The sequence below is a fragment of the Kribbella sp. NPDC048837 genome (assembly GCF_055586945.1).
Genome location: NZ_JBVJHF010000007.1, coordinates 546,735 through 555,079 on the forward strand (window position 1 = coordinate 546,735; position 8,345 = coordinate 555,079).

Sequence of the window (8,345 nt, forward strand, 5' to 3'; positions counted from 1 at the left end):
GACCGGCCGCCTCGTCATGTCTCCGACCGTCCCGAGAGCGCCCGCAGTGCGGCGGTCGCGCGCTGGACGGTCTCGTCGGGCAGGCCGTCCCAGAGCTTGTGATGTGCCGCGGAGCTCGCGATCACAGCCTCCTCGGCGATCGCCACTCCCTCGGCGGTGAGCCGGATCTGTGTGCCGCGCCCGTCGTCCGGGTCGGGCTCGCGGGCCACGAATCCCCGCCGTACCAGCTGGTTGACGACGTTGCTCGTGCCGCCGGAGGACAGCAGCAGACTGCGGCTCAGATCCGAGGGCTTCTGCCGGTACGGCGTTCCCGAGCGGCGCAGCGCGACGATCACGTCGTACTCGGCCGCGGTCAGGCCGAGCTCCCGCAGAACCGGCCGCGTGGCCTGGTCCAGGGCGTCGGCCAGCACCATCAGGCGCTTGCTCAGCTCGCTGGTCGGGTGCAGCGCGTCCGGCAGCTCGTGCTGCCAGGCCGCGAGGATCCCGTCCACCCGGTCGGTCGTCATGGTTGACAGTCTAGATGCCTTTGGTGATAGCTTTTAAGAAAGCTTTCTACTGAGGGGATTTCTCATGCGCATGCTGGTGCGAGGCGGCCTGGTGATCGACACCGCGCCGGAGGTGGTGGTCCGGCCGGAGACCGACGTACTGATCGAGGACGGCCGGATCGCCGCGGTGGGACCTGATCTGGTCGCGGTCGACGCGGAGGTGATCGACGCGCGAGGGCGGATCGTGCTGCCCGGGTTCGTCGACACCCATCGGCACGTCTGGCAGACCGCGCTGCGCGGGATCGGGGCCGACGGTGACCTCGGGTACTACTTCGACCGGGTGATGCAGGCCCACGGCACCCGCTACCGGCCCGAAGATGTTGCTGCGAGCAACCTTGTGGGTGCGTTGGAGTGTCTGGACGGCGGCGTCACCACCGTGCAGGACTACTCCCATGTGCAGGGCTCGGCGGAGTTCGCCGAAGCCGCCGTCGACGCACTGGATCGCAGCGGCATCCGGGCGGTCTTCGGATTCGGGCCGTCGCCGCTGGCCGGTGGTGCGGTGGATCCGGAGGGCCTGCGCCGCGTCCTGGGCCACGTCTCCGATCGGATCGGCGTCGCGGTGGCATCCATCGGTCCCGCCTATGCGCCGTTCGAGACCGTCGAGGCCGACTGGGCGCTGGCCGCGGAACTCGGGCTGCCCGTCGTGACGCATATCGACGGCAGTGAGGTCACGCCCGCGCCGATCGCCGGACTCCGGGACGCGGGGCTGTTGCGACCGGACACGTTGTACGTGCACGGCAACAACCTGTCCGAGTCCGAACTCAAGCTGATCGCGGAGTCCGGTGCGTCCGTCTCGGTCACGCCCGCGGTCGAGTCGCGGCTGGAGATGGGCGGTCCGGTCGCCGCCCGGCTGAAGGCCGCGGGGGCCGGGGTCGGCCTCGGGATCGACACGGTGACGAGCGGCGCCGGCGACATGTTCAGTGTCATGCAGCAGATCCTGGCTCTCGGCCACCGCTCCTTCACCGCGGCCGAGGTGCTCCAGCTGGCGACTGTCGGAGGCGCCCATGCACTCGGACTCGCCGACGTCGGATCGCTTGCCGTTGGCAACCAGGCTGACCTGATCGTGCTGCGCGCCACGGATCTGAACCTGGCCGGCGGTGCGCAGGACCCGGTCGCCACCGTGGTCACCTCCGGGCACCCGGGCAACGTGGAGACCGTCCTGGTCGGCGGTACGCCGGTCAAGCGCGACGGTCACGTGGTCAGCACCTCGCTGCCCGCCGCGCTCGACGCCCTCGCGGAGTCGACGGCCTACCTCACCGCCCGAGCAGCTTCCTGAGCGCGCCGGCGATCTCGGTCGGGGACTCCTCGGCCATGAAGTGACCTGAGGTGGTGGTCTCGTGGTGCAGGTCGGTGGCCCAGGCCTGCCACCGGGCCGCGGCGTCGAAGCCGAGGGCGGCACCCCAGTCCTGCTGGATCACCGTCACCGGCATCCGCAGTTTGTTGCCTTTAGCAAGATCACCCTCGTCGTGGCTGACGTCGATCGTGGCCGAGGCGCGGTAGTCCGCGACGATCGACGGGACGGCTGACCGGCAGGCGTCGAGGTAGTGGGTGCGGGCCTCGGCCGGGATTCCGTCCTTGGTCCAGGCATCGAGGAAGTACCCGAAGAACGCGTCGGCGCTCGCGGCGATCAGCTCCTCCGGCAGACCGGGCGGTTGCGCCATCAGATAGAGATGGAACCCGACCGCGGCCCGCGTGCCGTGCATGACCTCCCACATGTCGAGTGTCGGCAGGACGTCGAGGCACATCAGGTGCGTGATGGTGCCCGGATGGTCGAGTCCGGCGCGGAAGGCGACCAAGGCGCCGCGGTCGTGACCGGCCAGGGCGAAGGTCGGGTGACCGAGCTCGCGGGCGGCGGCGACGATGTCGGCGGCCATGGCGCGTTTGGAGTAGCCATCGGCGGGCTTGTCGCTCTCGCCGTACCCGCGGAGGTCGGGGCAGATGACGGTGTGGTCGGCGGCCAGGTCGGTGGCGACGTGTCGCCACATCACGTGCGTCTGCGGGAAGCCGTGCAGCAGGACGATCGGCGTACCGGAGCCGCCGACGGCGACGTTGAGCTTCACGCCGTCCACGCCGGTGATGCGGTGGTAGTCGAATCCGTTGATCTTCATGCCGGCCAGCGTCGTGGATCCGGATGAGCATCCGATGAGCGCTACCGTGGCCGGGTGGAATTCGGGGTGCTCGGGCCGGTGGTGGCCTGGGACGGTGCCGGGCGGCCGGTGGCGCTGAAGGGGCCGCGGCATCGGGCGGTGCTGGCGCGGTTGATCGTGGCACGCGGCCGCGTCGTACCGGCGACTCTGCTGGTGGACGAGTTGTGGGTCGATCCGCCGGAGGGTGCGCTGAGTGCGGTGCGGACGTTCGTGGCCGCTCTGCGGCGGGCGTTGGAGCCGGAGCGCGTGCCGCGGACACCTGCGCAGTTGCTGGTGACCGAGGGGCCGGGCTATGCGTTACGGACGGATGCCGTCGACGCGTGGCGGTTCGAGGATGCGGTGCGGAGTGCGTCGCAGCCGGAGGAGCTGGTGAAGGCTCTGGCGCTGTGGCGCGGACCGGCGTACGCCGACTTTGCTGAGGAGGGCTGGGCTCAGGCAGAGCGGTCCCGGCTCACCGAGTTGCGGTTGCGGGCCGTGGAGCGACTGGCGGAGACCCGGCTGGCGGTAGGGCTGGCTGCTGAGGCTGTGCCTGAGCTGGACGGACATGTGACAGAGCATCCGTGGCGTGAGGACGCGTGGCGGTTGCTGGCGTTGGCGCTGTACCGGAGTGGCCGGCAGGGCGACGCTCTCGCCGTACTGCGTCGTGCCCGGGCGATGCTGGTCGGTCAGCTCGGTGTGGATCCCGGTACGGCGCTCAGCCGGGTGGAGACCGACATCCTCAACCAGGCCGCGCATCTGTCGGCCGGAGACGTGTGGGCCGAGACGGCTGCGGCGTACGACCGGACCGTCGGTGCTCGTGCCCGGTTGGAGTCCACGGTGGGTCTGCTGCGCAGTCTTGCGGTGACAGGTGGACTCGAGGCCGCACGCCGGCAGCGGCTCGCGGCGATCACGGCAGCCGAGGAACTGGGCGATCCCGACCTGACGGCGCGGGTCATCGGGGCGTACGACGTACCCGCGATCTGGACGCGCTCCGACGACGAGCCCCTCGCCGCCGCGATCGTTGCCGCAGCAGAGCGAGCGTTGCCGACTCAACAACACCCCAAAGCCCGCGCGCGGCTCCTGGCAACCATCGCGCTCGAGTCGCGCGGCGTACGAGTTCCTCAGGCTGCGCTTGAAGCCGAAGAGCTCGCCCGCGGACTCGATGACCCGGTGCTGCTCGCCTTCGCCCTCAACGCTCGCTTCATGCAGACCTGCGACCGCGCCGGCCTGGCCCCCGAACGCGACGCCATCGGCGCCGAGCTCATCACGCTGTCCCAACGACACGAGCTCACCACCTACGAGGTCCTCGGCCACCTCATCCGGCTGCAGTCCGCCTGCGCCATCGCCGACCGTGCCGCCGCCGACCACCACGCCGCAGCCGCCGACGCCCTCGCCGCCGGCCACGAACTCCCGCTCGTCGCCGTCTTCACCCGCTGGTACGCCGCCCTCCGCGACGACACCGAGGACTCCTACCGCACAGCCGCCACTCTCCTCGACACCGCCGGCATGCCGGGCCTGCAGGAAGGCCTGCTCCCACTCGCGCTGGCCTGCCGAGCCATCCGCCACCACCAGCCGATCCGAGTCGCCGACTACGGCCCCCACGACCCGTGGATCCGTCCACTCCTCCTCGAAGATGCGAACGAAGCAGTCGCCGCCCTCAGGGCCGCACCGGATCCACCGCCCGGCCTGCTGCTGGAGGCCCACTGGGCCCTCATCGCCCACGCGGCCCGCCAACTCGACGAGCCCCACATCCTGGAACGCGCCCAGTCCGCGCTCGCCCCCGCCGCCACCGAACACGCCGGAGCCGCCTCCGGCCTGCTAACCCTCGGCCCAGTCTCCAACTACCTCTAAGGAGGCCGGTCGGTGCCCTCGGACTGGAGCAGGTGGGCGAGGTCGCGGGTGGTCGCGGCGACGATCTCCCGCTCGCGGGCGTGCAGCGACGGACTGCCGTCGACCACCTTGGCCGCGGTCGTGATGAGCTCGACGGCGCCAGGATCGCCGGAGTGGGCGACGTTCGCGACGGTGAAGCGGCGGAACGCGGCGATCGCCGACTCACCGGCCGGGCGATCCCGGACCGCGGCCGGCGTCCCGGCCTGGAACTGCTCGACACCGTCGGCGGTTTCGTCGAACGTTGCCGAGAGCAAGCGTCATGGGGGATCGACCACGCGATCGTGATCCGCTCCGGCCCGTGGACCCCGGAATCCGTGCGGATCCTCACCGCGCGGTGCCCGAGGTGGCCGCGTTCTGACTCCCAGCCGGCTCCCAGGTTTCTCCCAGGACGGTCGCAGTCCTGGCTATCAGGATGGAGTCATCGACCCGAGGAGGAACCCATGATGCCGATCAAGATCGTGAAGACCGTTGCCGTAGGCACCATCGTCGGCCTGGGCCTGGCGGCCGTCGCCTTCACGCCGGCGGCGTACGCGGCCACCGCCAAGCAGGCGACCTCACACCTGGCCGTGCTCACCGACCCCATCGTCCAGATCCCGACCCGCAAAGCCGCCTAGCCGCGCCTGGCCCGAACGGCCAGGCTGTACGGCACGCCCGCGGTGTCAGGCTCCACGAAGCGTTCGACGGTGAGCCCGGCCGTGAGGAAGGCGTTCAGATAGTCGGCGAGCGTGAGGTGATGCATGCCGACGTGCCGGCGGATGCCGTCACCCCAGTACGGCGACTCCTCGTGCCAGCCCGGTTGGCGGTAGGAGGGGTGGACCAGCCGGCTGCCGTCCTCGTTCCACACGACGTGCGGACCGTTGAAGCAAGGATGGACGCCATAGACGACCAGGACGCCGTCCGGCCGGAGCACACGCGTCGCCTCCCGGACAACCTTTGCGAAGTCGTCCACGTCGGTCGAGATCCACATCACCATCGCGGTATCGAACGACGCGTCGGCGAACGGGAGCACGGCGGCGTCCGCGACCATCAAGGGCCCGTCGGTGCGGGTCCGGGCCAGCCGGAGCTGGTCGGCCGAGAAGTCCAGCCCGACCACACTGCGCCCGCTCGCACGGATCGTCCCGAAGTTGCGGCCGGTGCCGCAGCCGATGTCCAGGCACGGCCCGGATCCCGGCCCGAGGAGGTCGAGCAGCCCGGGCTGGTGATCGTCCTGACCGGCCACGTAGCGGGCGTCGTACCAGTCGGCCAGCCCGTCGTAGCGAGCCGTCGTACCTGTCGTCATCGCGCCTCCCCAGGTCGTTCCCACCCTATCCAAAGGGCCTGCTTTAGGTTGAGTGCGTGACCTGCAGGTAAGCTTTGCCGACGTTCTCTTTGAGTTTGGATGGTCAACTGTGGGTTCGGTAATCAAGAAGCGCCGCAAGCGTATGGCGAAGAAGAAGCACCGCAAGCTGCTGAAGAAGACGCGGGTGCAGCGCCGCAAGCTCGGCAAGTAAGCAGTTCCCACCGCGCCGGCGATCGGCGTGGTCTGCTGTGGGGTTGCTGTCTGGCTGGGGGTTTCTCGTGGCACAGGTGGTGATGGTGACCGGCGTCTCCCGGGACGCCGGGGCTCGCTGTGCCCGCAGACTGGCCGACGATCCGTCGATCGGGACCGTGCTCGGCATCGATGTGGTGCCGCCACGGGCCGAGCTGGGCCGGGTCCGGTTCGTCCGGGCGGACATCCGCAACCCCGTGATCGCCAAGGTGATCGCCGCCGAGGGGGTCGACACGGTCGTCCACACCGGCGTCGTGGCCACCCCGGGCAGCGCCGGCGGCCGGTCGTCGATGAAGGAGATCAACGTCATCGGCACCATGCAGCTGCTCGCCGCCTGCCAGAAGGCGCCCGGCGTGGCCAAGCTGGTGGTGAAGTCGTCGACCACGGTGTACGGCGCGGGTCCGCGGGACCCGGCCCTGTTCACCGAGGAGATGGCGCCGCGGGCGATCCACCAGACCGGGCTGAGCAAGGACGCGGTCGAGGTCGAGGGGTATGTGCGCGGGTTCGCCCGGCGCCGCCCCGACGTCTGCGTGAGCACGCTCCGGATGGCGAACTGGATCGGCCCCAAGACCGTCTCCCCGATCACCCGGTACTTCGCGATGCCCGTCGTACCGACGGTTCTCGGGTACGACGCCCGCCTGCAGTTCCTGCACGAGGACGACGGCGTCGAGGCGATCCGCCACGCCACCGTCAACGACCTCCCGGGCACCTTCAACCTCGCCGGTGACGGCGTCCTCGCGCTCTCCCAGGCGATCCGCCGGCTAGGCCGGCCGACGCTGCGGTTCCCGTCCTTCACCGCGGCCAGCACGGCGGCCGCCGTTCGGCGCGCGCGGCTCGCGGACTTCTCGCCGGACCAGATCACCTTCCTGACCTACGGACGGGCCGTGGACACGACGCGGATGCGGACGGAGTTCGGGTTCGAGCCGGGGTACACGACGGCGTCGGCGTTCGACGACTTCCGCAGATCGCTCGGACCGGGCACGGTCACCCGGGTGTCGGGGTTGCTGTCGGCGGGGCTGGGAGCGCTGCGTGGTTGACGCGGACGTGATCCCGATCGGTGCCGGCGGACGTCCGGGTCGCGGTTCAGGACGCCGTACGACGCCGTCCGCCGCGGCGCGCGCACTCGCCGGGCAGGCCGGAGCGAAGAAGAAGGCCCGCGCCACCGGTGGCAAGCGTGCAGACGCTGCACAGCCGAAGCCGGCCGAGCGGCTGGCCGAGCCGGCCGAGATCCAGCTCGACGCCTCCCCGGCTGCCGCCCAGATCCCCGGTGCCGTGGCCGGATTCGACTTCGCCGGGCTCGAGCGAGTGGTCCGCCAGCTGTTCGGCGAGGACGGCGAGCGGCGGGTCGCGGAGTGGCTGGCGTTCCTGCGGCGGCGGCTGAGCGGCGTGTACGACGTCGACGAGTTCGGGTACGACGCGGATCTCACCGATCAGGTGCTGCTGCCGGTGCTGCGACCACTGGCGGAGAAATGGTTCCGGGTCGAGGTCCGCGGGGTGGAGAACATCCCGGCCGACGGCGGCGCGCTGATCGTGGCGAACCACTCCGGGACGATGCCGCTGGATGGGCTCGTGACGCAGCTGATCGTCGCGGACCACGCCCACCGGCCGCTGCGGACGCTGGCCGCGGATCTGGTCTTCCAGACGCCGTTCGTGGGTGAGCTCGCCCGGAAGGGTGGTGCGACGCTCGCGAGCAACGACGACGCCGAGCGGTTGCTCGGGCGCGGTGATCTGGTCGGAGTCTGGCCGGAAGGGTTCAAGGGAATCGGGAAGCCGTTCTCGGAGCGGTACAAGCTGCAGCGCTTCGGCCGGGGTGGTTTCGTCAGTGCGGCGATGCGCACCGGCGTACCGATCGTCCCGTGCTCGATCGTCGGCGCCGAGGAGATCTACCCCCTCGTCGGCAACATCGCCTCGCTGGCCCGCCTGCTCGGTGTCCCGTACATCCCGATCACCCCGTTCTTCCCGCTGCTCGGTCCGCTCGGCCTGATCCCGCTGCCGTCCAAGTGGCTGATCGAGTTCGGCGAGCCGATCCGCACCGACGAGTTCCCCGACGGTGCCGCCGACGACCCGATGCTCGTCTTCAACGTCACCGACCAGGTCCGCGAAACCATCCAGCAGACCCTCTACACCCTGCTCATGCAGCGCCGCAGCGTCTTCTTCTAGCTGTGATGTCCAGGGAGGTTGGTCAGCCGGGTGATGGGTGGTTGGCCTCCGATGGCGGAGTGGGGTCGGTGGTGATTGTAGAAGTGGAGCCAGGCG

At 70.3% G+C, this 8,345-nt stretch carries 10 protein-coding genes; 6 read left to right on the plus strand and 4 right to left on the minus strand.

Features of this window, described 5'->3' with window-relative positions; genetic code table 11:
* Nucleotides 1-14: 14 nt before the first annotated feature.
* Nucleotides 15-506: a MarR family winged helix-turn-helix transcriptional regulator gene (locus tag ACZ6O0_RS32340; protein WP_465768798.1), complete on the minus strand. Its 492-nt coding sequence runs from the start codon at nt 504-506 to the stop codon at nt 15-17.
* 64 nt (nt 507-570) lie between these two features.
* Between ACZ6O0_RS32340 and ACZ6O0_RS32345 the strand changes: the two genes are divergently transcribed.
* Nucleotides 571-1,821: an amidohydrolase family protein gene (locus ACZ6O0_RS32345; protein WP_465768799.1), complete on the plus strand. Its 1,251-nt coding sequence runs from the start codon at nt 571-573 to the stop codon at nt 1,819-1,821.
* Here the strand turns inward: ACZ6O0_RS32345 and ACZ6O0_RS32350 are convergent.
* Complete coding sequence (locus ACZ6O0_RS32350; RefSeq protein ID WP_465768800.1) at nt 1,799-2,653, minus strand: alpha/beta fold hydrolase; 855 nt, start codon at nt 2,651-2,653, stop codon at nt 1,799-1,801. The genes ACZ6O0_RS32345 and ACZ6O0_RS32350 overlap by 23 nt on opposite strands.
* A gap of 54 nt (nt 2,654-2,707) precedes the next feature.
* Between ACZ6O0_RS32350 and ACZ6O0_RS32355 the strand changes: the two genes are divergently transcribed.
* Nucleotides 2,708-4,522: an AfsR/SARP family transcriptional regulator gene (locus ACZ6O0_RS32355; protein WP_465768801.1), complete on the plus strand. Its 1,815-nt coding sequence runs from the start codon at nt 2,708-2,710 to the stop codon at nt 4,520-4,522.
* Here ACZ6O0_RS32355 and ACZ6O0_RS32360 read toward each other — a convergent pair.
* On the minus strand, nt 4,519-4,815 hold the full coding sequence (locus ACZ6O0_RS32360; protein WP_465768802.1) for a hypothetical protein: 297 nt from the start codon (nt 4,813-4,815) through the stop codon (nt 4,519-4,521). The genes ACZ6O0_RS32355 and ACZ6O0_RS32360 overlap by 4 nt on opposite strands.
* 186 nt (nt 4,816-5,001) lie before the next feature.
* Between ACZ6O0_RS32360 and ACZ6O0_RS32365 the strand changes: the two genes are divergently transcribed.
* Entirely contained in the window at nt 5,002-5,175 is a 174-nt protein-coding gene (locus tag ACZ6O0_RS32365; RefSeq protein ID WP_465768803.1) for a hypothetical protein, read from the plus strand.
* On the opposite strand, the gene ACZ6O0_RS32370 is transcribed toward ACZ6O0_RS32365, so the two are convergent.
* Nucleotides 5,172-5,840, minus strand: coding sequence for a class I SAM-dependent methyltransferase (locus tag ACZ6O0_RS32370; RefSeq protein ID WP_465768804.1), 669 nt, complete (start codon nt 5,838-5,840; stop codon nt 5,172-5,174). The two genes, ACZ6O0_RS32365 and ACZ6O0_RS32370, sit on opposite strands and share 4 nt — an antisense overlap.
* Before the next feature lie 109 nt (nt 5,841-5,949).
* On the opposite strand from ACZ6O0_RS32370, the gene ACZ6O0_RS32375 reads away from it, so the two are divergent.
* The 3 genes from ACZ6O0_RS32375 (at nt 5,950) to ACZ6O0_RS32385 (ending at nt 8,249) form a co-directional block, all read left to right on the plus strand.
* Nucleotides 5,950-6,051: a 30S ribosomal protein bS22 gene (locus ACZ6O0_RS32375; RefSeq protein WP_008356322.1), complete on the plus strand. Its 102-nt coding sequence runs from the start codon at nt 5,950-5,952 to the stop codon at nt 6,049-6,051.
* Nucleotides 6,052-6,118: 67 nt separating this feature from the next.
* A complete protein-coding gene (locus tag ACZ6O0_RS32380) occupies nt 6,119-7,126 on the plus strand; it encodes an NAD-dependent epimerase/dehydratase family protein (RefSeq protein ID WP_465768805.1) in 1,008 nt (335 codons plus the stop codon).
* On the plus strand, nt 7,119-8,249 hold the full coding sequence (locus tag ACZ6O0_RS32385; RefSeq protein ID WP_465768806.1) for a lysophospholipid acyltransferase family protein: 1,131 nt from the start codon (nt 7,119-7,121) through the stop codon (nt 8,247-8,249). The genes ACZ6O0_RS32380 and ACZ6O0_RS32385 overlap by 8 nt, the downstream gene beginning before the upstream one ends.
* The last annotated feature ends 96 nt before the right edge of the window (nt 8,250-8,345 follow it).

What these genes read in the sequence shown, in the direction of transcription:
- ACZ6O0_RS32340 (WP_465768798.1), bottom strand. Translation starts at nt 506, where the DNA reads ATGACGACCGACCGGGTGGACGGGATCCTCGCGGCCTGGCAGCACGAG.
- ACZ6O0_RS32345 (WP_465768799.1), top strand. Translation starts at nt 571, where the DNA reads ATGCGCATGCTGGTGCGAGGCGGCCTGGTGATCGACACCGCGCCGGAG.
- ACZ6O0_RS32350 (WP_465768800.1), bottom strand. Translation starts at nt 2,653, where the DNA reads ATGAAGATCAACGGATTCGACTACCACCGCATCACCGGCGTGGACGGC.
- ACZ6O0_RS32365 (WP_465768803.1), top strand. Translation starts at nt 5,002, where the DNA reads ATGATGCCGATCAAGATCGTGAAGACCGTTGCCGTAGGCACCATCGTC.
- ACZ6O0_RS32370 (WP_465768804.1), bottom strand. Translation starts at nt 5,840, where the DNA reads ATGACGACAGGTACGACGGCTCGCTACGACGGGCTGGCCGACTGGTAC.